The sequence below is a fragment of the Nonomuraea sp. NPDC003804 genome (genome assembly GCF_040610675.1).
Classification (GTDB): Bacteria; Actinomycetota; Actinomycetes; order Streptosporangiales; family Streptosporangiaceae; genus Nonomuraea.
The window spans coordinates 375,236-400,534 of sequence record NZ_JBEXMT010000003.1; the positions used below are offsets into that span (position 1 = coordinate 375,236).

The following is a 25,299-nucleotide window of genomic DNA, read 5'->3' on the forward strand; positions in this document are numbered from 1 at the left end:
GCAGCCGCGACCACCTGTATCGGATGAGAGCGGCGGTCTGCGAGACCGCCAACACAGGATGGCCATAGTGAGCCGACTAAGGAGTGTACGACACCTAGCGGGAAAATGCGAAACGCCCATGCCAGGTGTCCTGACACAACCATGCCCAAGGTTACCCCAGATCCACGGTGGATCCGCCGCCACGCGAGCCGAGGCGCAGGTCCCCCGCAGACGTGCCCGCCCGGCCCCAGCAGCCGCCGACACGCGAAACCGGGCGGGCACGTGCTCATGGAGCGTCGTCGTGTCGAGGACGCTTCTCCAGGTGACGACGGTCGAAGGTGTCCACCGCGAGCAGCACGGCCGGTCACCACCGGGAGGGCGGAGCCCGCCGTCGGCGGGCCGCCCCCGCCCGTGTGCGGATCGCGGTGGGATGCCACCGGCCGGGTCGCAGGCATTGACCGTGACCGGTGATCACACCGCGCCGGGCGGCGACAGATCCATCGTCAAAGAGCATCTACCCGGCGTGATCACCGCCAAATACGACCAGCGGTAAAGACTGGGTCTTGCCTGCCGTACCAGGACAGAGGAACAGGACAGAGGAAACGGCGAAGGCCCGCCGGTGACGGTGTCACCGGCGGGCCTCCTCACGTCCAGAGCCCCCCAGAGATGCGCGTCGTGCGCGCGGTGTTTCTCAGTAGATGCGGTGCTTGCTGCCGCAGTTGTCGAACTTGGAGGCGCCGTAGCACGTGTAGGTGTAGACCTTCTTGATCCCCTGGTCGCTCCAGGCGCTGGAGTGCTTGCCGTCCCAGCCCTGGGCGAACTTGTGCCAGCTGCCGCCCTTGTAGTACTCGAACCACACGTAGCCGTGTTTGCCGCCGGACTTCTCCTGGCCGTACCACTTGGTGTAGACCTTGCCGTGCGACGAGAAGGACGTGCCGTAGGTGTAGGCGCTGCCGTCGCTGGAGAAGTACTTCCCCCAGCCGCCGGCCTGTGTGGTCGCCGCCTGGGCGGCGGGGGCGACGGCCAGACCCGTCAGGGCGGAGCCGGTAATGGCTGCTGCAATGAGAATCTTTCGCATGTTCTTCCTCCTGTGAGCGATGTGACACTCACGTTAGGAAGCAGCCGCCGGGCCTTCCGCGCACAAATCCACACAGTGCACTAGTGCACAGATCGGGTCATTTCCGATGATTGCCGAAAATGCTGCTGACCAGGAGCAACGCGCCCCAGGGGCCGGCGACCCACATCGGCCAGAAGTAGCCGCCGAAGTCGGTCAGCAGCCAGATCACCGACGTGACCGCCACCGCCGACGCCCAGGCGGCCCAGGCGCCCTTCATGCCGGAGTGCATCCCCGACTGCGCGGGAGTGGCGGGAAGACGGGCGGCCTGCGCCCGCAGGTCGACCTCCGGCAGATCGGCGGTGACCCGCGCGAGCTCGCCGTAGGTCTTGCTCTGGTAGACCTGCTCCAGCCGCTCGTTGAACTCCTCGACCGTGATCCGGCCCTGCGCGGTGTGTTCGCGGAGGATGGCCGCCACCCGATCGCGGTCGACGTCCGATGCACGCATTTCGGGGCTCTGCGCCATCCTCACCACTTCCCGCCTCAGCTCAGCAGTTGTGAAAGGCGCTCCTTGCCCCCATCGAGAGCGGTAAGCACCCAAGGTCCATTATGTGTCACGGCGACGCTGTGTTCGAAGTGTGCGGACGCCTTACCGTCGATCGTGACGACGGTCCAGTCGTCGTCCAGCACGCGGGTGCGGGCCGTACCCAGGTTCACCATGGGCTCGATCGCCAGGCACATCCCGGCCTCGAGGGCGGGGCCGCGGCCCGGGCGCCCGTGGTTGGCCACCCAGGGGTCCATGTGCATCTCGGTGCCGATGCCGTGGCCGCCGTACTCCTGCGGGATGCCGTACCTGCCCTGGGACCTGACGTACTTCTCCACCTCGTACCCGATGTCCGACAGGTGGCGGCCGACGCCGAGCGCGGCGATGCCGCGCCACATGGCCTCCTCCGTCACCCGCATCAGCTCCGCGAGCGCCGGCGAGACCTCCCCCACCGGTACGGTCACCGCCGAGTCGCCGTGCCACCCGTCGAGGATGGCGCCACAGTCGATGGAGATGATGTCGCCCTCGCGCAGCTTGCGCTCGTTGGACGGGATGCCGTGCACCACCTCGTGGTTGACGGACGCGCAGATCGTCGCGGGAAAGCCCTGGTAACCCTTGAACGACGGGATCGCGCCCTCGCCCCTGATCGCCTTCTCGGCGATCGCGTCCAGGTCGAGCGGCGTCATGCCCGGCTCGACCGACCGCTTCAGCAGATCCAGCGTCCGCCCGACCACCAGACCGGCCGCCCGCATCTTCTCCAGCTGCTCCGGCGACTTGATCTGGATTCCATGTCTGTTCTTTCTGAACAAGTTCGACACCCCCCAGGGTGGTTCAACGGGCGAACACTGAAGCCCAATTCCCCCACAGCGGGGCTGATCACGCAATACTCGCGAGAACCGACGTCCCTCTCGTTCGGGCAGCTCACGCAGGTCGCCTCACATGAATAACGCCGACCCTGATCGGCAGGGTCGGCGTTATCGGGGCGGTCGTCCTAACCGGCGTAGGGCCGGATCGCCTTCATCGCCCGCTGGGTGACCTCTTCGACAGGTCCCGTCGCGTCGACGCCGACCAGGATGTCCTCTTCGGCGTAGAAGCGGATCAGCGGGGAGGTCTGCTGCTGGTAGACCTCCAGGCGGTGCCTGACGGTCTCCTCCTTGTCGTCGTCACGCTGGAACAGCGTGCCGCCGCAGACGTCGCAGATGTCGTCCCTCTTGTCGTCGAACTCGACGTGCCAGATGCGACCGCACTGGCTGCAGGTGCGCCGGCCCGCCAGACGGCGGACGACCTCCTCGTCGTCGACCACGAGCTCCAGGACCAGGTCGAGCTTCTGCTCCCAGTCCTTCAGCATGTCGCGGAGGATCTCCGCCTGAGGGACGTTGCGAGGGAAGCCGTCGAGCAGGAAGCCGTCCTGGGCGTCCTCCTCCGACAGGCGGTCGCGGACCATGGCGATGGTGACCTCGTCGGGCACGAGGTCGCCGCGGTCCATGTAGGTCTTGGCGAGCTTGCCGAGCTCCGTGCCGCCCGAGACGTTGGCACGGAAGATGTCACCTGTCGAGATCTTCGGGATGGACAGGTTCGATGCGATGAACTGGGCCTGTGTCCCCTTACCCGCTCCGGGGGGCCCGACCAGAACGAGACGCACTACCGCAGGAAACCTTCGTAGTTGCGCTGCTGCAGCTGGCTCTCGATCTGCTTCACCGTGTCAAGGCCGACACCAACCATGATCAGGATGCTCGTCCCTCCGAACGGGAAGTTCTGGCTGGCCCCCGAGATCGCCAGCGCGATGATCGGCACCATCGAGATGAGGCCGAGGTAGAGCGCACCGGGAGCGGTGAGACGAGTCAGAACGAAGTTCAGGTACTCGGCCGTAGGCCGACCCGGACGGATGCCCGGGATGAACCCACCGTACTTCTTCATGTTGTCGGCGACTTCAGCGGGGTTGAACGTAATCGACACGTAGAAGTACGTGAAGAAAACGATCAGCACGAAGAAGGTGACCATGTAGATCGGTGTGTCGCCGGTGACCATGTTGCGCTGGATCCACTCGACCACGGGGTTCGGGTTCTCGCTGGTGCGCGCGAAGAGGTTCACCAGCAGGTTCGGCAGGTACAGCAGCGAGGAGGCGAAGATGACCGGGATGATGCCGGCCTGGTTCACCTTCAGCGGGATGTAGGTCGAGGTGCCGCCGTACATCCGGCGGCCGACCATGCGCTTGGCGTACTGCACGGGGATCCGGCGCTGGGCCTGCTCCACGAAGACGACCGCGGCGATCATGAAGATGCCGACCACCATCACCACGGCGAAGGTGAACGGGTTGGCGCGGAAGATGTTCAGGAGCTCGGCCGGGAAGACCGCGACGACCTGCGTGAAGATGAGGATCGACATGCCGTTGCCGACGCCGCGGTCGGTGATGAGCTCACCGAGCCACATGATGACCGAGGTGCCGGCCGTCATGACGATGACCATCGTCACGATGTGGAAGACGTTGTCGGGCTCCAGCAGGATCGGCAGGTTGCAGTCGAACAGCTGCCCGGAGCGCGCCAGCGCGATGAAGGCGGTCGACTGCAGGACGCCGAGGCCGATGGTGAGATACCGGGTGTACTGTGTGATCTTCGTCTGACCGGCCTGGCCCTCCTTCTTGAGGGCTTCCAGGCGCGGGATGACCACGACCAGTAGCTGCAGGATGATGCTCGCGGTGATGTACGGCATGATGCCGAGCGCGAACACCGACAGCTTCAGCAAGGCGCCGCCGCTGAACAGCTGCACCATGCCGTAGATGTTGCCGGACTCGCCGGCTTGAGCCTGCGCGAGACAGGTGCGAATGTTCTCGGTGTGAACACCCGGTGTCGGAAGAACCGAGCCGAGGCGGAACAGCGCGATGATGCCCAGAGTGAAGAGCAACTTCTTGCGCAGGTCCGGCGTCCGGAACGCCCGGGTAAACGCGGTCAGCACGGTCCCTCCAGCACGCCGTGATGGCGGTATGGGTCTGCGATGGTGCGGGGATCAGCCATCTGAGTCTCAAGGTCAGGCGTCGAGCAGGACAGAACCCTGCCGTCTCGCGAACTCTAACGCACTACAGGCACGGGAGCCCATTGTCAGGACCCCCGTGCCTCGTAATGGCACTTACAGCTCGGTAACGGACCCACCGGCAGCGGCGATCTTCTCCTTGGCGGAACCCGAGAAGGCGTGCGCCTGCACGTTCACCGCGACGGAGATCTCACCGGTGCCGAGGACCTTGACCGGCTGGTTCTTGCGGACAGCGCCCTTGGCGACCAGCGAGTCGACGGTGACCTCGCCACCCTCGGGGAACAGCTCACCGATCTTGTCCAGGTTGACGACCTGGTAGGTCGTCTTGAACAGGGCGTTGGAGAAGCCCTTGAACTTCGGCAGACGACGCTGCAGCGGGATCTGGCCACCCTCGAAACCGAGGGGAACCGTGGTCCGCGCCGTCGTGCCCTTGGTACCACGACCGGCCGTCTTACCCTTGGACGCCTCGCCGCGACCCTTACGGATCTTGGCCTTGTTGGCGCCCTTGGCGGGACGCAGGTCGTGGATCTTCAGCGGAGCCTTGTCAGTCATGACTAGTCGACCTCTTCCACCTCGACGAGGTGCGTCACCACGGCGACCATCCCACGGATCTCGGGGCGGTCCTCCTTGACGACGACATCGCCGATTCGCTTCAGGCCAAGCGAACGCAGCGAGTCACGCTGGTTCTGCTTGCCACCGATCTTCGAGCGAACCTGAGTGATCTTCAGGCGTGCCATGACTAGCTCACCGCCTTCGCCGCCGCGGCAGCCTCGGCCAGGCCCTCGGCCCGAGCCTTCAGCATCGCCGTGGGAGCGACGTCCTCGATCGCCAGGCCACGACGGGCGGCGATCGCCTCGGGCGTGGACAGGCCCTTCAGCGCAGCCACGGTGGCGTGCACGATGTTGATCGGGTTGTCCGAGCCGAGCGACTTGGACAGGACGTCGTGGATGCCGGCGCACTCCAGAACGGCGCGCACCGGGCCACCGGCGATGACACCGGTACCGGCGGAAGCCGGACGCAGGAAGACGACACCGGCCGCCTCCTCACCCTGCACGGTGTGCGGGATGGTGCCCTGGATGCGGGGAACGCGGAAGAAGTGCTTCTTCGCCTCCTCGACACCCTTGGCGATGGCCGCGGGGACTTCCTTGGCCTTGCCGTAACCGACGCCGACCAGGCCGTTGCCGTCACCGACGACAACCAGGGCGGTGAAGCTGAAGCGACGACCACCCTTCACGACCTTGGCCACTCGGTTGATCTTTACGACGCGCTCGATGTACGAGACGCCCTTGTCGGCGGCGCCGCCGCGGCGATCGTCACGACGGTCCCGCCGCTCGCCACCGGTGCCGCCACCGCGACGCGGAGCTGCAGCCATCAGTGGTTCCTCTTCTCAGTAGCCATTAGTTCAGATCCTCGCGCCCTCATCAGAACTCGAGCCCGCCTTCGCGAGCGCTGTCCGCGAGAGCCGCGATGCGACCCGCGTAGCGGTTGCCACCGCGGTCGAAGACGACCTTGGTGATCCCGGCTTCCTTGGCCCGCTGAGCGAGGAGCTCGCCGACCTTCTTGGCCTTCTCGGTCTTGTCAGCCTCGAGCGTGCGCAGGCTGGCGTCCATGGTGGAGGCGCTGACCAGCGTGTGGCCGAGGTTGTCGTCCACGATCTGCACGAACATGTGACGGGTCGAGCGGTTGACGACCAGGCGGGGACGCTCGGCCGTACCGACGACCTTCTTGCGGACGCGGCCGTGACGGCGGGCCCGCGAGACGGTGCGAGCAGCCGTGTGCTTGCTGTACGCAGTCTTGGGAGCCATGCCTACTTACCAGCCTTTCCGACCTTGCGGCGGATCACTTCGCCCTGGTAACGCACACCCTTGCCCTTGTAGGGGTCGGGCTTGCGCAGCTTGCGGATGTTGGCGGCGACCTCGCCGACCTTCTGCTTGTCGATGCCGTCCACGTGGAACAGGGTCGGCTTCTCGACGCGGAAGGAGATGCCCTCGGGGGCGTCCACGATCACCGGGTGGCTGAAGCCCAGAGCGAACTCGAGCTGCGTCGGGCCCTTGGCCGCGACGCGGTAACCGACACCGACGATCTCCAGAGTCTTGGAGTAACCCTGGGTGACACCGGCCACCATGTTGGCGATCAGCGTCCGAGACAGGCCGTGCAGAGCGCGGACCTTGTTCTCGTCGTTGGGCCGGGAGACGGCGATGGCGCCGTCCTCGTCGCGAGCCACCGTGATGGGCTCAGCGACCGTGTGCGAAAGCGTGCCCTTCGGGCCCTTGACCTGGACATCCTGGCCGTCGATCGTGATGTCGACGCCGCTCGGTACAGGGATGGGCAGCCGTCCGATTCGCGACATGCTGTAGTCCTCCCCTCGTTACCAAACGTAGGCGAGGACTTCCCCGCCCACACCACGCTTGCCGGCCTGCTTGTCGGTCATGAGGCCACCGGACGTCGAGATGATCGCGACACCCAGTCCGCCCAGGACTCGAGGCAGGTTGTCCTTCTTCGCGTAAACACGCAGCCCGGGCTTGGAAACCCGGCGCAGCCCCGCGAGCGAACGCTCACGGCTCGGCCCGAACTTGAGCTCCACCACGAGGTTCTTTCCGACCTTGGCGTCCTCGACGGTCCAAGACTGGATGTAACCCTCCTGCTGGAGGATCTCGGCGATGTGCGCCTTGATCTTCGAATACGGCATCGTCACGGAGTCGTGATATGCCGAGTTCGCGTTGCGCAGACGTGTCAACATGTCTGCGATCGGGTCGGTCATCGTCATGGCCAACGGCCTTCCTCGCCGCGGTTTCCAGTCGGTGAAGCAGAGCTCTACCGGTGGACCTTCGGCGCGGTCATGGGCGCTTGGAACAGCGCCCGGTTGATATTTCTCGTACGGCTCGGCGGGGACGAACCCCGAAGCCCCTGACAGGGCGTGCGAAACGCCCTACAGAAGGATGCCATCCTCCACTCGGTGCTCCCTCCAGGAGAGGGAGCACCCTAGCGGAAAGATGTCACCAGCTGGACTTGGTGATGCCCGGCAGCTCGCCCCGGTGCGCCATCTCGCGGAAGCACACGCGGCACAGGCCGAACTTCTTGTAGACGGCGCGCGGACGGCCGCAACGCGAGCAACGCGTGTAGGCGCGAACCTCGAACTTCTGCTTCCGCCCCGCCTTGGCGATCAGCGACTTCTTCGCCATGATCAGGCCTCCTTGAAGGGGAACCCGAGGAGCTTCAGCAGCGCCCGGCCCTGGTCGTCGTTCTTCGCTGTGGTCACGATCGTGATGTCCATGCCACGCGGCCGGTCGACCTTGTCCGGGTCGACCTCGTGGAACATGACCTGCTCGGTCAGACCGAAGGTGTAGTTGCCGTTGCCGTCGAACTGCTTGGGCGAAAGGCCGCGGAAGTCCCTGATGCGGGGCAGCGCCAGCGAGAGCAGCCGGTCGAGGAACTCCCACATGCGGTCGCCGCGCAGCGTGACGTGCGCGCCGATCGGCATGCCCTCACGCAGCTTGAACTGCGCGATGGACTTGCGGGCGCGGACGACGGCCGGCTTCTGACCGGTGATGACGGTCAGGTCGCGAACAGCGCCCTCGATGAGCTTCGAGTCACGAGCCGCCTCGCCGACACCCATGTTGACCTTGATCTTGGTCAGGCCGGGCACGAGCATGACGTTCTCGATGCCGAACTCCTCACGAAGCTTCGCGAGGATCTCCTCGCGGTACTTCGTCTTGAGGCGCGGCGTGGGACGCTCGGTCTCAGTAGTCGTGGCAGTCATCAGTTGTCCTCACCCGACTCGTCGGCCTTCGCCTCGGCCTTCTTGGCAGGCTTGCTGTCATCCTTGAGCTTCTTGACGTTGCTCACGTGGATGGGAGCCTCCATGGTCTCCACGCCGCCCTGCTTGGCGCCGCGAGGACCGTTGAGGTTCTCCTTCGAGTGCTTCTTGATCATGTTGACGCCCTCGACGACCACGCGGTCCTCGCGCGGGTTCGCCGAGATGACCCGACCCTTGGCACCCTTGTCCTTGCCGGCGATGACCTGAACCAGGTCACCCTTCTTCACGTGCAGCTTCGCCATCACAGCACCTCCGGGGCGAGCGAGATGATGCGCATGAACTTCTTGTCGCGCAGCTCGCGGCCCACCGGGCCGAAGATACGAGTGCCGCGAGGGTCACCGCTGTCCTTGATGATGACGGCGGCGTTCTCGTCGAAACGGATGTAGGAGCCGTCAGGACGACGACGCTCCTTCACCGTACGGACGACGACGGCCTTGACGACGTCGCCCTTCTTCACACCAGTGCTGCCGGGAAGAGCGTCCTTCACCGTGGCGACGATGACGTCGCCGATTCCCGCGTAGCGTCGACCCGAGCCACCGAGAACACGGATGCAGAGGATCTCCTTGGCACCCGTGTTGTCGGCGACCTTGAGTCGCGACTCCTGCTGGATCACGTCAACTCCTGTTGGTCTCCGCCGGTTCTCATCGCTGAGCCTGGCGGAACTCTGTATGGTCTTGGTCCTCCGGCCACAACCCCGAAGGGGCCGCACCGCAGGCGACGCGAGGGCTTGTCCCGGACGGGCGCCGTACCCTCAGGCACGGCCACCGCGCGGAGCCCCCGCGTCCTTGGACGCCGTCATGGGGGGTGTCTCCACCCCCCACGAGGCGCGCATCTATGTGGAAGACCTTACTTGGCCTTCTCAAGCACCTCGACGACCCGCCAGCGCTTGGTGGCGGACAGCGGCCGGGTCTCCATGAGGAGGACGCGGTCGCCGACGCCGCAGGCGTTGGCCTCGTCGTGCGCCTTGTACTTGGTCGTACGGCGGATGACCTTGCCGTACAGCGGGTGCTTCACGCGGTCCTCGACGGCGACGACGACGGTCTTGTCCATCTTGTCGCTGACGACCAGGCCCTCACGGGTCTTGCGGTAGTTCCGCGCGGTCTTCTCGGTTGCCTCAGACATCGCTCGTCTCCTTCTCGACCGTGACAATGCCGAGCTCCCGCTCGCGCATCACGGTGTAGATACGGGCGATCTCGCGGCGGACGGCGCGCAGCCGCCCGTGGCTCTCCAGCTGACCGGTCGCCGCCTGGAAGCGGAGGTTGAACAGCTCCTCCTTCGCCTCCTTCAGCTTCTGGACCAGGGTGTCCTGGTCCTCGAGCCGCAGCTCTCCGGCGGTCAGGCCCTTAGCCATCACGCCTCACCCACTTCACGCTTAACAATCTTGCACTTCATCGGAAGCTTGTGGATCGCGCGCTGCAGCGCCTCGCGAGCGATGGGCTCGGCGACGCCGGACAGCTCGAACATCACGCGCCCAGGCTTGACGTTCGCGATCCACCACTCCGGCGAACCCTTACCGGAACCCATGCGGGTCTCGGCGGGCTTCTTGGTGAGCGGACGGTCGGGATAGATGTTGATCCACACCTTGCCGCCACGGCGGATGTGACGGGTCATGGCGATACGAGCCGACTCGATCTGACGGTTGGTCACGTAGGCGTGCTCAACCGCCTGGATGCCGAACTCGCCGAACACGACCCTGGTGCCGCCCTTGGCGGCTCCGCTGCGGTCAGGCCGGTGCTGCTTGCGGTGCTTGACCCTGCGCGGGATCAGCATGGTCAGCTCCCTTCAGCACCCGGCTGCGCAGCCGGGCCGGTCTCGGGGGCAGCCTGGGAGGCCGCCTCATTCCTGGGGGCACGGTCTCCGCGGCCACCGCCACGGCGAGCGCCGCCGGCGCCGCCACGACGCGGACGCTCGCCGCCACCGCGACGGTCGTCACGGTCGCGACGCTGGCCGGCGCGAGCACCGGCGGCAGCCGCCTCACGCTCGGCGCGGCTGGTCGGAGCCTCACCCTTGTAGATCCACACCTTCACGCCGATGCGGCCGAAGGTGGTGCGGGCCTCGTAGAAGCCGAAGTCGATGTCCGCGCGCAGCGTGTGCAGCGGCACACGACCCTCGCGGTAGAACTCCGACCTCGACATCTCGGCGCCGCCCAGACGACCGGAGCAGGCGACCCTGATGCCCTTGGCGCCGCTCTTCATGGCCGACTGCATCGCCTTGCGCATGGCGCGGCGGAAGGAGACACGGCTGGAGAGCTGCTCGGCCACGCCCTGCGCGACGAGCTGGGCGTCGATCTCGGGGTTCTTGACCTCGAGGATGTTGAGCTGGACCTGCTTCTTGGTCAGCTTCTCCAGGTCACCGCGGATGCGGTCGGCCTCGGCGCCACGGCGACCGATGACGATGCCGGGACGCGCGGTGTGGATGTCGACCTGGACGCGGTCGGTCGTACGCTCGATCTCGACCTTGGAGATGCCGGCCCGCTCCATGCCCTTCTGCAGCATGCGACGGATCGCCACGTCCTCAGCGACGTACGACTTGTACAGCTTGTCGGCGTACCACCGGCTCTTGAAGTCGGTCGTGATGCCGAGGCGGAACCCGTGCGGGTTAACCTTCTGGCCCACTATCGGGTCCTTCCCTTCGGCTCGCGGGACTCCACGATCACGGTGATGTGGCTGGTCCGCTTGTTGATCCGATAGGCGCGACCCTGGGCACGCGGACGAAACCGCTTCAGCGTCGGGCCCTCGTCGACCCACGCGCGGCTCACGACGAGCGTCTGCGGGTCGAGCTTGAAGTTGTGCTCAGCGTTCGCCATCGCGCTCGAGAGCACCTTGTAGATCGGCTCGCTAGCCGCCTGGCTGGCGAACTGCAGTACGGCCTGCGCCTCCGAAGCGGGCAGCCCGCGAATAAGGTCCACCACGCGGCGGGCCTTCTGGGGCGTGACACGGACGAACCGCGCCTGAGCCCTGGCTTCCATCGCTTACTCCTCTGATGCTTCGAAAGGCGCTTACCGCCGGCTGCGGCGGTCTTCCTTGACGTGGCTGCGGAAGGTCCGCGTGGGGGCGAACTCACCGAGCTTGTGACCGATCATCGACTCGGTGACGAACACCGGGACGTGCTTGCGGCCGTCGTGAACGGCGATCGTGTGGCCGAGCATGTCGGGCACGATCATGGATCGACGCGACCACGTCTTGATGACGTTCTTGGTGCCCTTCTCGTTCTGGACGTCCACCTTCTTCTGAAGGTGCTCGTCCACGAAGGGGCCCTTCTTAAGGCTACGTGGCATTTCGGCTGCTCCTACCGCTTCTTCTTGGACCGACGGCGGATGATCAGCCTGTCACTGGCCTTGTTCGCCTGACGGGTACGGCCCTCGGGCTTGCCCTTGGGGTTGACCGGGTGGCGACCACCGGAGGTCTTGCCCTCACCACCACCGTGCGGGTGGTCGACGGGGTTCATGGCCACACCACGAACGGTCGGGCGCTTGCCCTTCCACCGCATACGACCGGCCTTGCCCCAGTTGATGTTGGCCTGCTCGGCGTTGCCGACCTGACCAACCGTCGCGCGGCAACGGACGTCGACCATGCGCATCTCACCGGACGGCATACGCAGCGTGGCGTACTGGCCCTCCTTGGCGAGGAGCTGGATCTGCGCGCCGGCGGAACGACCGAGCTTGGCGCCGCCGCCCGGACGGAGCTCCACCGCGTGGATGAAGGTACCGGTCGGGATGTTGCGCAGCGGCAGGCAGTTGCCCGGCTTGATGTCGGCCGCGGGGCCGTTCTCGATCCTGTCGCCCTGCTTGAGGCCGGTCGGCGCGATGATGTAGCGCTTCTCGCCGTCGGCGTAGTGCAGCAGCGCGATGTTGGCGGTGCGGTTGGGGTCGTACTCGATGTGAGCGACCTTCGCCGGGATGCCATCCTTGTCGTGCCTGCGGAAGTCGATGATCCGGTAGGCGCGCTTGTGTCCACCACCCTGGTGGCGGGCGGTGACACGGCCGTGGACGTTACGGCCACCCTTGCCGTGAAGGGGAGCAAGCAGCGACTTCTCCGGCTCGCTGCGGGTGATCTCGGAGAAGTCCGAGACACTCGAGCCGCGGCGACCCGGAGTCGTCGGCTTGTACTTACGGATGCCCATCTTTTTCGTTCATCCTTCGTCGGTTACATGGGTGAGCCCGCCGCGCTTTCGCACGGCGGTCTCATCCCCCGCGGGCCGTACGGCCTGCGCTTACTTGCTGGTTATCGGCTAGCCGATCTGACCGAAGATGTCGATCCGGTCGCCCTCGGCCAAGCTCACGATCGCGCGCTTGGTGTCGGGACGCTTGCCGAAGCCGGTACGGGTGCGCTTGCGCTTGCCCTGCCGGTTGATGGTGTTCACGCTGGTGACCTTGACCCCGAAGATCTGCTCGACGGCGATCTTGACCTGGGTCTTGTTCGCGGTCTTCTTCACCAGGAACGTGTACTTGTTGTTCTCGTCGATCAGGCCGTAGCTCTTCTCGGAGACGACCGGCTTGATGATGACGTCGCGCGGGTCGGCAACCCTCTCCAGGCGGCCCTTACGCTCGGCCGTCTGGACGTTCTGCGGGTTCTCCATCAGGCGTCTTCCTTCCCGCCCTGGCTCAGCCGCGCGACAACCTGGTCGTAGGCCTCCTGGGTGAAGACCACGTCGTCGTGGACGAGCACGTCGTAGGTGTTCAGCTGACCGGCGTCCAGCAGGTGGACCTCCGGCGCGTTGCGCAGGCTCAGCCAGGTCAGCTCGTCGGTCTCGCCGACCACGACCAGAACGGTCTTGGCGTCGGTGACCTTGCGCAGCGACTCGAGAGCCGCCTTGGTCTTCGGCGTCTCGCCGCTGACCAGGCCGCTGACCACGTGCACGCGACCGCCGGAGGCCCGGTCGGACAGGGCGCCACGCAGGGCGGCGGCCTTCATCTTCTTGGGCGTCTTCTGCGAGTAGTCACGCGGGAGCGGACCGTGGACGGTGCCACCACCGGCGAACTGCGGAGCGCGGGTCGAACCCTGACGGGCGCGACCGGTGCCCTTCTGGCGGTACGGCTTCTTGCCGCCACCGCTGACCTCGCCACGGGTCTTGGCCTTGTGGGTGCCCTGCCGGCGAGCGGCGAGCTGGGCCACGACCACCTGGTGGATCAGCGGGATGTTGACCTTGGCGCCGAAGATGTCTTCGGGCAGGTCGACGGAGCCGGTCTTCGCGCCGCTGGCGTCGAGGACGTCAATGCTGGTCACTTGGCAGCCCCCTTCTTTGCAGCGGTGCGGACGAGGACCAGGCTGCCGTTGGCGCCGGGGATCGCACCCTTGATCAGGATGAGGCCCTTCTCGGCGTCCACGGCGTGAACCTTGAGGCTCTGCACGGTGGTGCGGACGTTACCCATCCGACCGGCCATGCGGAGACCCTTGAAAACGCGGCCCGGGGTGGCGCAGCCACCGATGGAACCCGGCGAGCGGTGCTTGCGCTGCGTACCGTGCGAGGCACCCAGACCACCGAAGCCGTGCCGCTTCATGACACCGGCGAAGCCCTTGCCCTTGCTCTTGCCCGTCACGTCGACGAACTGGCCGGCCTCGAAGGTGTCGGCCAGCAGCTCCTGGCCGAGGGTGTAGTCGCTCGCGTCGTCGGTGCGGATCTCCGCGAAGTAACGGCGCGGGGTGATGTCGTGCTTACGCAGGTAGTCGCCGAGCGGCTTGTTGACCTTCCGGGGGTCGACCTGCCCGAAGCCGAGCTGGATGGCGGAGTAGCCGTCCTTGTCAGCGGTGCGGACCCTGGTCACCACGCACGGACCGGCCTCGACCACGGTCACCGGAACCATCCGGTTGTCCGCGTCGAAGACCTGGGTCATGCCGAGCTTCTTGCCCAGGACGCCCTTGATCGTCTTAGCCATGTCAGTGCGTTCCCTCAGAGCTTGATCGAAATGTCGACGCCGGCGGGGAGGTCGAGTCGCATGAGCGAGTCGACCGTCTTCGGCGTCGGGTCGATGATGTCAATCAGCCGCTTGTGCGTGCGCATCTCGAAGTGCTCGCGGCTGTCCTTGTACTTGTGCGGCGAGCGGATGACGCAGTACACGTTCTTCTCGGTCGGCAGCGGCACCGGGCCCGCGACCTTCGCGCCAGTCCGCGTCACCGTCTCGACGATCTTCTTGGCCGAGCTGTCGATGACCTCGTGGTCATAGGCCTTAAGCCGGATGCGGATCTTCTGTCCCGCCATAGTGGCCTCGGTGTCCTTCGCTGTCGTCTGAAAAAGTATCGTGCGGCCTGTGGCCGCTATGAGTGCGAGCGGAGACCGCCCGCCGACCCCACGTAGCAGACGCAATCGATCTGCTGGTTTCTTCCGTGATCCGGCAGTTACTTCGGTCACGTTCCCGAAGTGACTGCGAGATCACGGCTGTGCGTGGAGCCGATGGTGCTCGGTTCGTGGTTCGGCGGCCGGCCCCTTCCGAGGGCCGACCGCCGCCCCAGCGATCGTGCTACTTGAGGATCTTCGTCACGCGACCGGCGCCGACGGTGCGGCCACCCTCACGGATCGCGAACTTCAGACCGTCCTCCATGGCGATGGGCTGGATCAGCTCAACGCGCATCTCGGTGTTGTCGCCCGGCATGACCATCTCGGTGCCCTCGGGGAGGTTCACCACGCCGGTCACGTCCGTCGTACGGAAGTAGAACTGCGGGCGGTAGTTGTTGAAGAACGGCGTGTGGCGGCCGCCCTCGTCCTTGCTCAGGATGTAGACCTGGGCCTCGAACTCGGTGTGCGGGGTGGTCGTGCCCGGCTTGATGATGCACTGGCCGCGCTCGACGTCCTCACGCTTGATGCCGCGCAGGAGCAGACCGACGTTGTCACCGGCCTGACCCTCGTCGAGCAGCTTGCGGAACATCTCGACGCCGGTGACCGTGGTGGTGGTCTTCTCCGGACGGATGCCGATGATGTCGACCGTCTCGTTGACCTTGACGACACCGCGCTCGATACGGCCGGTGACGACGGTGCCACGACCGGTGATCGAGAAGACGTCCTCGATCGGCATCAGGAACGGCTTGTCGGTGTCACGCTGCGGCTCGGGGACGTTCTCGTCGACAGCGGTCATCAGCTCGATGATGCTGTCGCCCCACTTCTGGTCGCCCTCGAGGGCCTTCAGAGCGGAGACGCGAACGACGGGCAGGTCGTCGCCGGGGAACTCCTGAGCGGACAGCAGCTCACGGACCTCGAGCTCGACGAGCTCCAGGATCTCCTCGTCGTCGACCATGTCGGCCTTGTTGAGGGCCACGACGATGTAGGGGACGCCGACCTGGCGGGCCAGGAGGACGTGCTCCTTCGTCTGCGGCATCGGGCCGTCGGTGGCGGCGACCACGAGGATCGCGCCGTCCATCTGAGCGGCACCGGTGATCATGTTCTTCACGTAGTCGGCGTGACCGGGGCAGTCCACGTGAGCGTAGTGGCGCTTCTCGGTCTGGTACTCGACGTGCGCGATGGAGATCGTGATACCACGAGCCTTCTCCTCGGGCGCCTTGTCGATCTTGTCGAACGGGGTCGCCTCGTTAAGCTCGGGGTAACGCTCGTGGAGCACCTTGGTGATCGCCGCGGTCAGAGTGGTCTTGCCGTGGTCGATGTGCCCAATGGTGCCGATGTTCACGTGCGGCTTAGTCCGCTCGAACTTGGCCTTAGCCACTGGTTCTCTCCTTAGAGAATCTGACTGACTTACTTCACACTCGGGCCCGGGGTTTAGCCCGGCCCCTGGGCGGTGGGGCGGCTCGTCACCACCCCACCAGGGACACCGGGGTGTCCCGGACCTCTCCGGCGGCGGACCACCGGCGAGTCTCCGGGCTCATCGCCCCGGCCCGTCGGCAAGGTGGGCGACGACCGCCGCCCACTCTGCCATCGGGCCTCCAGGGCTGTTCGCCCCGGGCCCCTTTGGCAGCGGGGCGACGATCTCCTCCCCACCTCTGCCATCGGGACTCGGGAGCTTATTCGCCCCGGGCCCCTTTGGCAGCGGGGCGACGATCTCCTCCCCACCTTTGCCATCGGGACTCGGGGGCTTATTCGCCCCGGGCCTTCGCGACGATCTCCTTGGCGATGCCCGGAGGCACCTCCGCGTAGGAGTCGAACTGCATGCTGTAGCTCGCCCGGCCCTGAGTGCGGCTGCGCAGGTCACCCACGTAGCCGAACATCTCGGACAGCGGAACGAGCGCGGCGATGACACGGGCGCCGGCGCGCTCGTCCATCGACTGGATCTGCCCGCGGCGACCGTTGAGGTCACCGATGACGTCACCCATGTAGTCCTCGGGCGTGGTGACCTCGACGGCCATCATCGGCTCAAGGAGCACGGCGTCGGCCTTGCGAGCGGCCTCCTTGAAGGCCATCGAGCCGGCGATCTTGAAGGCCATTTCGGAGGAGTCGACGTCGTGCGCCGCACCGTCGGTCAGCGTCACCTTCACGCCCACCATCGGGTAACCGGCCAGCACGCCGAACTCGGCCGCCTCCTGGGCGCCCGCGTCGACCGAGGGGATGTACTCCCTCGGGACACGACCACCCGAGACCTTGTTCTGGAACTCGTAGCCGTCGTTGCCGTCGCCCAGCGGCTCCAGGTCGATGATGACCCGCGCGAACTGACCGGAACCACCGGTCTGCTTCTTGTGGGTGTAATCGACCTTCTCCACCTTGCGGCGGATGGTCTCGCGGTAGGCGACCTGCGGACGGCCGACGTTGGCCTCGACCTTGAACTCGCGACGCATACGGTCGACGAGGATCTCGAGGTGAAGCTCGCCCATGCCCCAGATGACCGTCTGACCGGTCTCCTCGTCACGGCGGACCTGGAAGGACGGGTCCTCCTCGGCCAGACGCTGGATGGCGGTGCCGAGCTTCTCCTGGTCGCCCTTGGTCTTGGGCTCGATCGCGACGTTGATGACCGGGGCCGGGAACGTCATCGACTCGAGCACGACCTGGTTGGCCGGGTCGGAGAGCGTGTCACCCGTGGTGGTGTCCTTCAGACCCATCACGGCGACGATCTGACCAGCGTGCGCGGACGGGCGCTCCTCGCGCTTGTTCGCGTGCATCTGGTAGATCTTGCCGATCCGCTCCTTCTTGCCCTTCACCGAGTTGATGACACCGGTGCCGGTCTCGAGCGTGCCCGAGTAGATGCGGATGTAGGTCAGACGACCCAGGTGCTGGTCGCTCATGATCTTGAAGGCGAGCGCGGAGAAGGGCTCAGAGACGTCCGCGTGACGCTCGACGACCTCGTCCTCGTTGTTGACCGCGTGGCCCTTGAAGGCCGGGATGTCGGTCGGGGCGGGGAGGTAGGCCACGATCGCGTCGAGCAGGGGCTGAACACCCTTGTTCTTGAACGCGGTGCCGGTCAGGACCGGGTTGATGGCGCTGGACAGCGTGGCGCGACGGATGGCCGCGACCAGCTGCTCCTCGGTGGGCTCGTTGCCCTCGAGGAAGAGCTCCATCAGCTCGTCGTCGTTCTCGGCGACGGTCTCGACCAGCTTCTCGCGCCACTCACGAGCAGTGTCGGCGTACTCGGCCGGGATGTCGACGGTGTCGTACATCTCGCCCTTGGCAGCCTCTTCGCTCCAGAGCAGACCCTTCATCTTCACCAGGTCGATGACGCCCTTGAAACCGGACTCGACGCCCCAGGGAAGCTGGATGACAGCCGGGGTCGCGCCCAGGCGGCTGATCATCATGTCGACGCAGCGGTGGAACTCCGCGCCGACGCGGTCCATCTTGTTCACGAAGCAGATGCGCGGCACGCCATAGCGGTCAGCCTGGCGCCACACCGTCTCCGACTGCGGCTCGACACCGGCGACACCGTCGAACACGGCGACGGCACCGTCGAGGACACGGAGCGAGCGCTCCACCTCGATGGTGAAGTCGACGTGACCCGGAGTGTCGATGATGTTGATGGTGTGGTCGAGCCACTCGCAGGTCGTCGCGGCAGACGTGATCGTGATGCCGCGCTCCTGCTCCTGCTCCATCCAGTCCATCGTGGCAGCGCCCTCGTGGACTTCACCGATCTTGTAGTTGATGCCGGTGTAGAACAGGATGCGCTCGGTCGTGGTGGTCTTGCCCGCGTCGATGTGGGCCATGATCCCGATGTTGCGGATCTTGGCCAGGTCAAGAGCGGTCGTGGTGGCCACTTCTCTCGCGTCCTCGTCGTCTCGTCGAACCCGCTGTTACCAGCGGTAGTGGGCGAAGGCCTTGTTGGACTCGGCCATCTTGTGGGTGTCCTCGCGCTTCTTGACACTCGCCCCGAGGCCGTTGCTGGCGTCCAGGAGCTCGTTCATGAGGCGCTCGGTCATGGTCTTCTCGCGGCGGGCGCGGGAGTACTGCACCAGCCAACGCAGGGCCAGGGTGGTGCTGCGCGCGGCGCGCACCTCGACCGGCACCTGGTAGGTCGCGCCACCGACACGGCGGCTGCGGACCTCGAGAGTGGGCTTGACGTTGTCGAGGGCGCGCTTCAGCGTGACGACCGGGTCGTTGCCGGTCTTGTCCTTGCAGCCCTCGAGGGCTCCGTAGACGATCGACTGCGCGATGGAGCGCTTGCCGTCCAGAAGTACCTTGTTGATCAGGGCGGTGACCAGCGGCGAGCTGTACACCGGGTCAGACATGAGCTGACGACGGCCAGGAGAACCCTTGCGAGGCATGGTTACTTCTCCTTCTTGGTGCCGTAGCGGCTGCGGGCCTGCTTGCGGTTACGAACGCCCTGGGTGTCGAGAGAACCACGGATGATCTTGTAGCGAACACCCGGCAGGTCCTTCACACGACCGCCACGCACGAGCACGATCGAGTGCTCCTGCAGGTTGTGGCCCACACCGGGGATGTAGGCCGTGACCTCGATGCCGTTGGTGAGCCGAACACGGGCCACCTTGCGCAGTGCCGAGTTGGGCTTCTTGGGAGTCGTGGTGTAGACGCGCTGGCACGTGCCGCGACGCTGCGGGCTCCCCTTGAGGGCAGGAGTCTTGGTCTTGGTGACCTTGTCCTGCCGGCCCTTGCGGACCAACTGCTGAATAGTGGGCACTGCCACTCCGTTCGTGCCTTGGCCGGTAATACGTACGTTGAGCGTTTCGCAGGTACTGCCGGTGTCATGACCTGCTGGTTTTCCCCTCCCGCCGACCCACGCGGTCGGGCGTGTCGCGCTCTGCCGAGCCACGAGCCCCCGCGCCATCGAACGCCGGAGAGGGACCATGCCGCGCAGCCTGTCGGAGCGCATGCATGAGGGCCCGTGAACCCACGGGCACGAAGGGCAAGACTACCCACCCCAGCGCAGCACGTCAAAACGACTGCGACCGGTCACTGCCAGTGTGACCGTACATTCGTGCCGTGGCCTTATCAGACCCTCGTCTAGCTTACCCGCAACACTCGAGTTGTCCGGCCCTTCTCCACCACACGTTTTCCCCTTCTGTACGGCAAGCGCGCCCCCCTCGACGCCGTCTCGCCTGTCCGGCCTTCCGTGACGCACCCCGGCCACGCGCGCTCGGTGACGCGTATCCCTCAGCAGAGCCCGGCCCCGTGCGGAGGGTGGGGCGTGGGGCGGCTTGCCGTACCGGAGGTCGGCCTGCACCGCCGGGACCAGCGGGAACCCGGGCGGCCCGCACCGGCCGCCGAAAGAGAACCCCCGCCACACGGATCCGCCGCGGCCGGCCATGGCCCTCCCGGGAAGAGGTCCCACCACGCGCGGACGCCCGCCCCGTGGGGGCCACGTGGGACGATCCCCTGGCGATGGCGGGCTGGTCATGACGTGGGCGCCGCCGCCCCGTGCGGGGCGTTCCCCTGGCGATGACGGGCTGGTCGTGGCGTGGGGCGCGGCTGCCGCCCCCTCGACCCCCGGGAGAGAGTCCTGCCGTGCGGTACGGCGGGTGGTGGCAGATGCGACGGCCGGGGGTGCCCTGGGAAGAGGACCCCGCCCTGCGGGACACCCATCCGGCGGTGACGCGTCGTCATGACGGGGGAAGCGCCGTGCGGGAAGAGCCGGTCGTCGGTGACGGACAGCGGAACATCTGGCGAAAAACGGGAACGCCCCGCGTCCTGGACAGGACACGGGGCGTTCCGGTGAGCTGATCGCCTAGCGGTTGTACTGACCGAAGTCGTACTCCTCCAGCGGGACGGCCTCGCCGCTGCCGGTGCCGAAGGTGTAGTCCGCAGCCGAACCGTCGTAGCCGCCGACCGTGTACATCGCGGCCTTGGCCTCCTCGGTCGGCTCCACCCGGATGTTGCGGTACTGGGGCATACCCGTACCGGCCGGGATGAGCTTACCGATGATGACGTTCTCCTTCAGGCCCAGGAGCGAGTCGGACTTGGCGTGGATCGCCGCGTCCGTCAGGACCCTGGTGGTCTCCTGGAAGGAGGCCGCCGACAGCCACGACTCGGTGGCCAGCGACGCCTTCGTGATACCCATGAGGACCGGACGGCCGGCGGCGGGGCCGCCACCCTCGGCGACGGTCTCGCGGTTGAGCTGCTCGAAGCGCGGACGCTCGACGAGCTCGCCGGGCAGCAGGTCGGTGTCACCGGACTCGAGCACGTTGACGCGCTTGAGCATCTGCCGAACGATGATCTCGATGTGCTTGTCGTGGATCGACACACCCTGCGAGCGGTAGACCTGCTGGACCTCGGCCACCAGGTGCAGCTGCACCGCACGCGGGCCGAGGATGCGCAGGACCTCGTTCGGGTTGACCGCACCGGCGATGAGCTGGGTGCCCACCGACACGCGCTGGCCGTCCTGGACGAGCAGACGCGAGCGCATCGACACCGGGTAGGCGACCTCCTCCGAGCCGTCGTCGGGGACGATCACCACCTTGCGGGTCTTGTCGGTCTCGTCGATGCGGACCCGGCCCTCGGCCTCGGAGATCGGGGCGACACCCTTGGGGATGCGCGCCTCGAACAGCTCCTGGACACGGGGCAGACCGTGGGTGATGTCGGCACCCGCCACACCACCGGTGTGGAAGGTACGCATCGTCAGCTGGGTGCCGGGCTCACCGATCGACTGGGCGGCGATGATGCCGACCGCCTCGCCGACGTCGACGAGCTTGCCGGTGGCCAGCGAGCGGCCGTAGCAGGTCGCGCAGACCCCGATCTTCGCCTCGCACACCAGCGCGCTGCGGGTGCGGACTGTCTCGATGCCGGCCTCGACCAGCGCCGTGACGTGGGTGTCGTTGATGTCGACACCCGTCGCGGCGATGATCTTGCCGTCGACCTCGACGTCCTCGGCGAGGATGCGGCCGTGCACGTTGGACTCGGCGTTCTCCGCCTTGACCAGGTTGCCGGCCGAGTCGCGCTCACCGACGTGCAGCGGGACCGCGCGGTCGGTGCCGCAGTCGATCTCGCGGACGATGACGTCCTGGGCCACGTCGACCAGACGACGGGTCAGGTAACCCGAGTCGGCGGTACGCAGGGCGGTGTCGGCCAGACCCTTCCGCTGACCGTGGGTGGAGATGAAGTACTCCAGAACCGACAGGCCCTCGCGGAAGGAGGCCTTGATCGGCCGGGGGATCGTCTCACCCTTGGTGTTGGACACCAGACCACGGATACCGGCGATCTGACGCACCTGCATCTTGTTACCGCGGGCGCCGGAGTTGACCATCATCCAGACCGGGTTCGTCGCGGGGAACGCGTTGACCATGTCGGTCTCGACGTCCGCCGTGGCGTGGGTCCAGATCTCGATGAGCTCCTGGCGGCGCTCCTCGTCGGTGATCAGACCGCGCTCGTACTCGCGCTGGACCTTGTCGGCCCGGCGCTCGTAGTTCTCCATGATCTCGGCCTTGCGCGGCGGCGCGACGACGTCGTCGATCGAGATCGTGACGCCGGAGCGGGTCGCCCAGCGGAAGCCCGCGTCCTTGAGCGCGTCGAGCGAGGCGGCCACCTCGACCTTGGGGTAGGTCTCGGCCAGCTCGTTGACGATCGCGGACAGCTGCTTCTTGCCCACCTGGAAGTTGACGAACGGGTAGTTGTTCGGGAGCGTCTGGTTGAACAGGCACCGGCCGAACGTCGTCTCCAGGCGGATCGGGTCGCCGGCCTCCCAGCCCTCGGGAGCCGACCAGCCGCGCGGCGGCTGGACGTCACCGGCGAGCCGGATCTGGATCTTGGCCTGGATCTCCAGCTCGCGGCGGTCGAAGGCCATCTGGGCCTCGGCCACCGAGCCGAACACCCGGCCCTCGCCGACCGCGTCGTCCTTCTGCGTGGTCAGCCAGTACAGGCCGATGACCATGTCCTGGGTGGGCATCGTCACGGGCTTGCCGTCGGCCGGCTTGAGGATGTTGTTGGTCGAGAGCATCAGGATGCGAGCCTCGGCCTGGGCCTCAGCCGACAGCGGCAGGTGCACGGCCATCTGGTCACCGTCGAAGTCCGCGTTGAACGCGGTGCAGACGAGCGGGTGGATCTGGATGGCCTTGCCCTCGACCAGCTGCGGCTCGAACGCCTGGATGCCCAGACGGTGGAGCGTGGGCGCGCGGTTGAGCAGCACGGGGTGCTCGGTGATGACCTCTTCGAGCACGTCCCACACCACGGGGCGGGCGCGCTCGACCATCCGCTTGGCCGACTTGATGTTCTGCGCGTGGTTGAGGTCGACCAGACGCTTCATCACGAACGGCTTGAACAGCTCCAGCGCCATCTGCTTGGGCAGGCCGCACTGGTGCAGCTTCAGCTGCGGGCCGACGACGATGACCGAACGGCCGGAGTAGTCGACTCGCTTGCCCAGCAGGTTCTGGCGGAACCGGCCCTGCTTACCCTTCAGCATGTCGCTGAGGGACTTCAGCGGACGGTTGCCGGGGCCCGTGACCGGGCGACCGCGGCGGCCGTTGTCGAACAGCGCGTCGACGGCCTCCTGGAGCATCCGCTTCTCGTTGTTCACGATGATCTCGGGGGCGCCGAGGTCGAGAAGTCGCTTGAGGCGGTTGTTCCGGTTGATCACACGACGGTAGAGGTCGTTGAGGTCGGAGGTGGCGAACCGGCCACCGTCGAGCTGCACCATCGGGCGCAGGTCCGGCGGGATGACCGGGATGCAGTCGAGCACCATGCCGCGCGGCGAGTTGGTGGTGTTGAGGAACGCCGACACGACCTTGAGCCGCTTGAGGGCACGGGCCTTCTTCTGGCCCTTGCCGCTGCGGATCGTCTCGCGCAGGTTCTCGGCCTCGGCGTCCAGGTCGAAGCTGATCAGCCGCTCCTGGATCGCCTGCGCGCCCATGCCGCCCTTGAAGTAGCGGCCGAAGCGGTCGCGCATCTCGCGGTAGAGCATCTCGTCGCCCTCGAGGTCCTGGACCTTGAGGTTCTTGAAACGGCTCCACACCTCGTCGAGGCGGTCGAGCTCGCGCTGGGCCCGGTCGCGGAGCTGGCGCATCTCGCGCTCGGCGCCCTCGCGGACCTTGCGGCGCTGGTCGCCCTTGGCGCCGGCGGCCTCGAGCTCGGCCAGGTCGCTCTCGAGCTTCTTCTGCCTGGCCTCGATGTCGGCGTCACGGCGCTGCTCGATGTGCTGCCGCTCGACGGAGATCTTCGCCTCCAGCGACGGCAGGTCACGGTCACGCAGCTCGGTCTCGACGTGCGTGATCATGTAGGCCGCGAAGTAGATGACCTTCTCCAGGTCCTTCGGGGCCAGGTCGAGCAGGTAGCCAAGGCGCGAAGGAACGCCCTTGAAGTACCAGATGTGGGTGACCGGCGCGGCCAGCTCGATGTGGCCCATCCGCTCACGACGCACCTTGGCGCGAGTGACCTCGACGCCGCAGCGCTCGCAGATGATGCCCTTGAAGCGGACGCGCTTGTACTTACCGCAGTAGCACTCCCAGTCGCGGGTCGGGCCGAAGATCTTCTCGCAGAAGAGCCCGTCCTTTTCCGGCTTGAGAGTCCGGTAGTTGATGGTCTCGGGCTTCTTCACCTCGCCGTGCGACCACTGGCGGATGTCGTCGGCCGTGGCAAGGCCGATGCGGAGCTCGTCGAAGAAGTTGACGTCCAGCATGTGCTATCTCCCCCTCAGACTTCTTCCACGCTGCTCGGCTCGCGCCGGGACAGATCGATACCGAGCTCCTCGGCCGCCCTGAAGACGTCCTCGTCGGTGTCGCGCATCTCGATCGACATGCCGTCGCTGGACAGCACCTCGACGTTCAGGCACAGTGACTGCATTTCCTTGATGAGGACCTTGAAGGATTCGGGGATACCGGGTTCGGGGATGTTCTCGCCCTTGACGATCGCCTCGTAGACCTTGACGCGGCCCAGGACGTCGTCGGACTTGATGGTGAGCAGCTCCTGCAGGGCGTAGGCGGCGCCGTAGGCCTCGAGGGCCCACACCTCCATCTCACCGAAGCGCTGGCCGCCGAACTGCGCCTTACCACCCAGCGGCTGCTGGGTGATCATCGAGTACGGACCGGTCGACCGCGCGTGGATCTTGTCGTCGACCAGGTGCAGCAGCTTGAGGATGTAGATGTAGCCGACCGAGATCGGGTACGGGAACGGCTCGCCGGAGCGGCCGTCGAACAGCTTGGCCTTGCCGGTCTCCTGCACCATGCGGTCACCGTCGCGGTTGGCGATGGTGTTGCCGAGCAGGCCGACGATCTCCTCCTCGTGGGCACCGTCGAACACCGGGGTGGCGACGTTGGTGCGCGGCTCGACACGGCCGAAGCCCTTGTCGCGCAGCCGCTCGGCCCACGCCTCCTCGATGCCGGAGATGTCCCAGCCTCTGGCGGCGATCCACCCGAGGTGGGTCTCCAGGACCTGGCCGACGTTCATGCGGCCGGGCACGCCCAGCGGGTTGAGGATGATGTCGACGGGAGTGCCGTCCTCGAGGAACGGCATGTCCTCGACGGGCAGGATCTTGGAGATGACGCCCTTGTTGCCGTGACGGCCGGCGAGCTTGTCACCGTCGGTGATCTTGCGCTTCTGGGCCACGTAGACGCGGACCAGCTCGTTGACACCCGG

Annotated in this window: 31 protein-coding genes and 1 pseudogene; all 32 read right to left on the minus strand. The window is 66.4% G+C overall.

What is annotated here, in order from left to right; genetic code table 11:
* Positions 1 to 670: 670 nt before the first annotated feature.
* Positions 671 to 1,057: a hypothetical protein gene (locus ABZX22_RS06040; RefSeq protein ID WP_354906464.1), complete on the minus strand. Its 387-nt coding sequence runs from the start codon at positions 1,055 to 1,057 to the stop codon at positions 671 to 673.
* A 97-nt stretch (positions 1,058 to 1,154) separates the two neighbouring features.
* The gene (locus ABZX22_RS06045; protein ID WP_354906466.1) at positions 1,155 to 1,541 is read right to left on the minus strand and encodes a DUF1707 domain-containing protein; all 387 of its coding nucleotides are present in this window, start codon (positions 1,539 to 1,541) and stop codon (positions 1,155 to 1,157) included.
* 35 nt (positions 1,542 to 1,576) lie between these two features.
* A complete protein-coding gene (gene map, locus ABZX22_RS06050; protein WP_354906467.1) occupies positions 1,577 to 2,386 on the minus strand; it encodes a type I methionyl aminopeptidase in 810 nt (269 codons plus the stop codon).
* A gap of 182 nt (positions 2,387 to 2,568) precedes the next feature.
* Positions 2,569 to 3,219: an adenylate kinase gene (locus ABZX22_RS06055; RefSeq protein ID WP_354906469.1), complete on the minus strand. Its 651-nt coding sequence runs from the start codon at positions 3,217 to 3,219 to the stop codon at positions 2,569 to 2,571.
* On the minus strand, positions 3,219 to 4,529 hold the full coding sequence (secY, locus tag ABZX22_RS06060) for a preprotein translocase subunit SecY (RefSeq protein WP_354906470.1): 1,311 nt from the start codon (positions 4,527 to 4,529) through the stop codon (positions 3,219 to 3,221). The genes ABZX22_RS06055 and secY overlap by 1 nt, the downstream gene beginning before the upstream one ends.
* A gap of 171 nt (positions 4,530 to 4,700) precedes the next feature.
* Positions 4,701 to 5,156, minus strand: a complete 456-nt coding sequence (gene rplO, locus ABZX22_RS06065) for a 50S ribosomal protein L15 (RefSeq protein WP_354906472.1) — start codon at positions 5,154 to 5,156, stop codon at positions 4,701 to 4,703.
* Between the two features lie 2 nt (positions 5,157 to 5,158).
* Positions 5,159 to 5,341 (minus strand): 50S ribosomal protein L30, encoded by a 183-nt coding sequence (gene rpmD / locus ABZX22_RS06070; protein ID WP_020542293.1) that lies wholly within the window; start codon positions 5,339 to 5,341, stop codon positions 5,159 to 5,161.
* A gap of 2 nt (positions 5,342 to 5,343) precedes the next feature.
* A complete protein-coding gene (gene rpsE, locus ABZX22_RS06075; RefSeq protein ID WP_354906473.1) occupies positions 5,344 to 5,976 on the minus strand; it encodes a 30S ribosomal protein S5 in 633 nt (210 codons plus the stop codon).
* A gap of 49 nt (positions 5,977 to 6,025) precedes the next feature.
* On the minus strand, positions 6,026 to 6,409 hold the full coding sequence (gene rplR / locus ABZX22_RS06080) for a 50S ribosomal protein L18 (protein ID WP_354906475.1): 384 nt from the start codon (positions 6,407 to 6,409) through the stop codon (positions 6,026 to 6,028).
* A gap of 2 nt (positions 6,410 to 6,411) precedes the next feature.
* Positions 6,412 to 6,954, minus strand: a complete 543-nt coding sequence (gene rplF / locus ABZX22_RS06085; RefSeq protein WP_354906477.1) for a 50S ribosomal protein L6 — start codon at positions 6,952 to 6,954, stop codon at positions 6,412 to 6,414.
* Between the two features lie 18 nt (positions 6,955 to 6,972).
* Positions 6,973 to 7,371 (minus strand): 30S ribosomal protein S8, encoded by a 399-nt coding sequence (gene rpsH / locus ABZX22_RS06090; protein ID WP_157252527.1) that lies wholly within the window; start codon positions 7,369 to 7,371, stop codon positions 6,973 to 6,975.
* A 229-nt stretch (positions 7,372 to 7,600) separates the two neighbouring features.
* The gene (locus tag ABZX22_RS06095) at positions 7,601 to 7,786 is read right to left on the minus strand and encodes a type Z 30S ribosomal protein S14 (protein WP_192779603.1); all 186 of its coding nucleotides are present in this window, start codon (positions 7,784 to 7,786) and stop codon (positions 7,601 to 7,603) included.
* Positions 7,787 to 7,788: 2 nt separating this feature from the next.
* Positions 7,789 to 8,364: a 50S ribosomal protein L5 gene (gene rplE / locus ABZX22_RS06100; RefSeq protein WP_354906478.1), complete on the minus strand. Its 576-nt coding sequence runs from the start codon at positions 8,362 to 8,364 to the stop codon at positions 7,789 to 7,791.
* Positions 8,364 to 8,654, minus strand: coding sequence for a 50S ribosomal protein L24 (gene rplX / locus ABZX22_RS06105; RefSeq protein WP_354906506.1), 291 nt, complete (start codon positions 8,652 to 8,654; stop codon positions 8,364 to 8,366). The genes rplE and rplX overlap by 1 nt, the downstream gene beginning before the upstream one ends.
* A gap of 8 nt (positions 8,655 to 8,662) precedes the next feature.
* A complete protein-coding gene (rplN, locus tag ABZX22_RS06110) occupies positions 8,663 to 9,034 on the minus strand; it encodes a 50S ribosomal protein L14 (protein WP_043623452.1) in 372 nt (123 codons plus the stop codon).
* A gap of 233 nt (positions 9,035 to 9,267) precedes the next feature.
* Positions 9,268 to 9,543, minus strand: coding sequence for a 30S ribosomal protein S17 (gene rpsQ / locus ABZX22_RS06115; protein WP_354906479.1), 276 nt, complete (start codon positions 9,541 to 9,543; stop codon positions 9,268 to 9,270).
* Entirely contained in the window at positions 9,536 to 9,772 is a 237-nt protein-coding gene (gene rpmC, locus ABZX22_RS06120) for a 50S ribosomal protein L29 (protein ID WP_192779600.1), read from the minus strand. The genes rpsQ and rpmC overlap by 8 nt, the downstream gene beginning before the upstream one ends.
* A complete protein-coding gene (rplP, locus tag ABZX22_RS06125; RefSeq protein ID WP_354906480.1) occupies positions 9,772 to 10,191 on the minus strand; it encodes a 50S ribosomal protein L16 in 420 nt (139 codons plus the stop codon). The genes rpmC and rplP overlap by 1 nt, the downstream gene beginning before the upstream one ends.
* A 2-nt stretch (positions 10,192 to 10,193) precedes the next feature.
* Entirely contained in the window at positions 10,194 to 11,036 is an 843-nt protein-coding gene (rpsC, locus tag ABZX22_RS06130; RefSeq protein WP_354906481.1) for a 30S ribosomal protein S3, read from the minus strand.
* A complete protein-coding gene (gene rplV / locus ABZX22_RS06135) occupies positions 11,036 to 11,389 on the minus strand; it encodes a 50S ribosomal protein L22 (RefSeq protein WP_192779597.1) in 354 nt (117 codons plus the stop codon). The genes rpsC and rplV overlap by 1 nt, the downstream gene beginning before the upstream one ends.
* A gap of 30 nt (positions 11,390 to 11,419) precedes the next feature.
* Positions 11,420 to 11,698 (minus strand): 30S ribosomal protein S19, encoded by a 279-nt coding sequence (rpsS, locus tag ABZX22_RS06140; RefSeq protein ID WP_049572698.1) that lies wholly within the window; start codon positions 11,696 to 11,698, stop codon positions 11,420 to 11,422.
* Between the two features lie 11 nt (positions 11,699 to 11,709).
* Positions 11,710 to 12,543 carry a 50S ribosomal protein L2 gene (gene rplB, locus ABZX22_RS06145; protein ID WP_354906482.1) on the minus strand — a complete coding sequence of 278 codons (834 nt, stop codon included), beginning with the start codon at positions 12,541 to 12,543 and terminating at the stop codon, positions 11,710 to 11,712.
* A gap of 108 nt (positions 12,544 to 12,651) precedes the next feature.
* A complete protein-coding gene (gene rplW / locus ABZX22_RS06150; protein WP_354906483.1) occupies positions 12,652 to 12,999 on the minus strand; it encodes a 50S ribosomal protein L23 in 348 nt (115 codons plus the stop codon).
* Complete coding sequence (gene rplD, locus ABZX22_RS06155; protein WP_354906484.1) at positions 12,999 to 13,646, minus strand: 50S ribosomal protein L4; 648 nt, start codon at positions 13,644 to 13,646, stop codon at positions 12,999 to 13,001. Before rplD ends, rplW begins: the two co-directional genes overlap by 1 nt.
* Positions 13,643 to 14,296, minus strand: coding sequence for a 50S ribosomal protein L3 (rplC, locus tag ABZX22_RS06160; protein ID WP_354906485.1), 654 nt, complete (start codon positions 14,294 to 14,296; stop codon positions 13,643 to 13,645). Before rplC ends, rplD begins: the two co-directional genes overlap by 4 nt.
* A gap of 14 nt (positions 14,297 to 14,310) precedes the next feature.
* Positions 14,311 to 14,619, minus strand: a complete 309-nt coding sequence (gene rpsJ / locus ABZX22_RS06165) for a 30S ribosomal protein S10 (protein WP_012887830.1) — start codon at positions 14,617 to 14,619, stop codon at positions 14,311 to 14,313.
* Between the two features lie 259 nt (positions 14,620 to 14,878).
* Entirely contained in the window at positions 14,879 to 16,072 is a 1,194-nt protein-coding gene (gene tuf / locus ABZX22_RS06170; RefSeq protein WP_354906486.1) for an elongation factor Tu, read from the minus strand.
* A gap of 367 nt (positions 16,073 to 16,439) precedes the next feature.
* A complete protein-coding gene (gene fusA, locus ABZX22_RS06175) occupies positions 16,440 to 18,539 on the minus strand; it encodes an elongation factor G (protein ID WP_354906487.1) in 2,100 nt (699 codons plus the stop codon).
* Positions 18,540 to 18,575: 36 nt separating this feature from the next.
* Entirely contained in the window at positions 18,576 to 19,046 is a 471-nt protein-coding gene (gene rpsG / locus ABZX22_RS06180) for a 30S ribosomal protein S7 (RefSeq protein WP_183650905.1), read from the minus strand.
* Between the two features lie 2 nt (positions 19,047 to 19,048).
* On the minus strand, positions 19,049 to 19,420 hold the full coding sequence (gene rpsL, locus ABZX22_RS06185) for a 30S ribosomal protein S12 (protein WP_354906488.1): 372 nt from the start codon (positions 19,418 to 19,420) through the stop codon (positions 19,049 to 19,051).
* Between the two features lie 1,044 nt (positions 19,421 to 20,464).
* A complete protein-coding gene (locus ABZX22_RS06190; RefSeq protein ID WP_354906489.1) occupies positions 20,465 to 24,343 on the minus strand; it encodes a DNA-directed RNA polymerase subunit beta' in 3,879 nt (1,292 codons plus the stop codon).
* Positions 24,344 to 24,357: 14 nt separating this feature from the next.
* Positions 24,358 to 25,299 (minus strand): annotated as a pseudogene (locus ABZX22_RS06195) (DNA-directed RNA polymerase subunit beta); the annotation flags it as partial.

Coding starts and splice junctions, on each gene's coding strand:
- rplE (WP_354906478.1), bottom strand. CDS start 8,364: ATGACTGCCACGACTACTGAGACCGAGCGTCCCACGCCGCGCCTCAAG.
- rpsQ (WP_354906479.1), bottom strand. CDS start 9,543: ATGTCTGAGGCAACCGAGAAGACCGCGCGGAACTACCGCAAGACCCGT.
- rplB (WP_354906482.1), bottom strand. CDS start 12,543: ATGGGCATCCGTAAGTACAAGCCGACGACTCCGGGTCGCCGCGGCTCG.
- rpsJ (WP_012887830.1), bottom strand. CDS start 14,619: ATGGCGGGACAGAAGATCCGCATCCGGCTTAAGGCCTATGACCACGAG.
- rplR (WP_354906475.1), bottom strand. CDS start 6,409: ATGGCTCCCAAGACTGCGTACAGCAAGCACACGGCTGCTCGCACCGTC.
- rpsH (WP_157252527.1), bottom strand. CDS start 7,371: ATGACGATGACCGACCCGATCGCAGACATGTTGACACGTCTGCGCAAC.
- rplF (WP_354906477.1), bottom strand. CDS start 6,954: ATGTCGCGAATCGGACGGCTGCCCATCCCTGTACCGAGCGGCGTCGAC.
- rplP (WP_354906480.1), bottom strand. CDS start 10,191: ATGCTGATCCCGCGCAGGGTCAAGCACCGCAAGCAGCACCGGCCTGAC.
- rpsE (WP_354906473.1), bottom strand. CDS start 5,976: ATGGCTGCAGCTCCGCGTCGCGGTGGCGGCACCGGTGGCGAGCGGCGG.
- rplW (WP_354906483.1), bottom strand. CDS start 12,999: ATGGAGAACCCGCAGAACGTCCAGACGGCCGAGCGTAAGGGCCGCCTG.
- rpmC (WP_192779600.1), bottom strand. CDS start 9,772: ATGGCTAAGGGCCTGACCGCCGGAGAGCTGCGGCTCGAGGACCAGGAC.
- rpsS (WP_049572698.1), bottom strand. CDS start 11,698: ATGCCACGTAGCCTTAAGAAGGGCCCCTTCGTGGACGAGCACCTTCAG.
- ABZX22_RS06190 (WP_354906489.1), bottom strand. CDS start 24,343: ATGCTGGACGTCAACTTCTTCGACGAGCTCCGCATCGGCCTTGCCACG.
- rpsG (WP_183650905.1), bottom strand. CDS start 19,046: ATGCCTCGCAAGGGTTCTCCTGGCCGTCGTCAGCTCATGTCTGACCCG.
- ABZX22_RS06045 (WP_354906466.1), bottom strand. CDS start 1,541: ATGCGTGCATCGGACGTCGACCGCGATCGGGTGGCGGCCATCCTCCGC.
- ABZX22_RS06095 (WP_192779603.1), bottom strand. CDS start 7,786: ATGGCGAAGAAGTCGCTGATCGCCAAGGCGGGGCGGAAGCAGAAGTTC.
- rpmD (WP_020542293.1), bottom strand. CDS start 5,341: ATGGCACGCCTGAAGATCACTCAGGTTCGCTCGAAGATCGGTGGCAAG.
- rplO (WP_354906472.1), bottom strand. CDS start 5,156: ATGACTGACAAGGCTCCGCTGAAGATCCACGACCTGCGTCCCGCCAAG.
- rplC (WP_354906485.1), bottom strand. CDS start 14,296: ATGGCTAAGACGATCAAGGGCGTCCTGGGCAAGAAGCTCGGCATGACC.
- rplV (WP_192779597.1), bottom strand. CDS start 11,389: ATGGAAGCCAGGGCTCAGGCGCGGTTCGTCCGTGTCACGCCCCAGAAG.
- ABZX22_RS06040 (WP_354906464.1), bottom strand. CDS start 1,057: ATGCGAAAGATTCTCATTGCAGCAGCCATTACCGGCTCCGCCCTGACG.